The following is a 703-nucleotide window of genomic DNA, read 5'->3' as shown; positions in this document are numbered from 1 at the left end:
AAGTGTGCTTGGGCTTTGTCTTAGTAATAAGCAAAGTCTCTATTTTGAGTCCGGCAAAAACAAAACCTTAGTTGTTTAAACCGTTTGTTTTCACTTTTTTAAAGTGAAAGTAAATAAGCAAGACCTTTTGGGGTTGTATGGTTAAGTGACTAAGCGTAGACGGTGGATGCCTTGGCAGTCAGAGGCGATGAAGGACGTACTAACCTGCGAAAAGCGATGGTGAGCTGGTAAGAAGCATTTGAGCCATCGATGTCCGAATGGGGAAACCCACCTGCATAAGCAGGTATCTTAGCGTGAATACATAGCGCTAAGAGGCGAACTCGGGGAACTGAAACATCTAAGTACCCGAAGGAAAAGAAATCAATTGAGATTCCGGCAGTAGCGGCGAGCGAACCCGGAGCAGCCCTTAAGCGGCTTAGGCGTTAGGTGAACAGGTTGGAAAACCTGGCAATAAAGGGTGATAGCCCCGTAACCGACGGCGCCTTAGACGTGAAAACGAGTAGGACGGGACACGTGATATCTTGTCTGAACATGGGGGGACCATCCTCCAAGGCTAAATACTCCTGACTGACCGATAGTGAACCAGTACCGTGAGGGAAAGGCGAAAAGAACCCCTGTGAGGGGAGTGAAATAGAACCTGAAACCGTCTACGTACAAGCAGTGGGAGCCTCCTAGTGGGGTGACCGCGTACCTTTTGTATAAT

1 rRNA gene is annotated in these 703 nt (G+C 48.1%); it reads left to right on the top strand.

The window, feature by feature from the left end:
- Positions 1-139 precede the first annotated feature (139 nt).
- A 23S ribosomal RNA gene (locus tag WN56_RS08665) occupies positions 140-703 on the top strand; the annotation flags it as partial.

Source organism: Salinivibrio sp. KP-1 (assembly GCF_000968645.1).
GTDB lineage: Bacteria > Pseudomonadota > Gammaproteobacteria > Enterobacterales > Vibrionaceae > Salinivibrio > Salinivibrio siamensis.
This window is presented reverse-complemented; position numbering and strand designations above follow the sequence as displayed.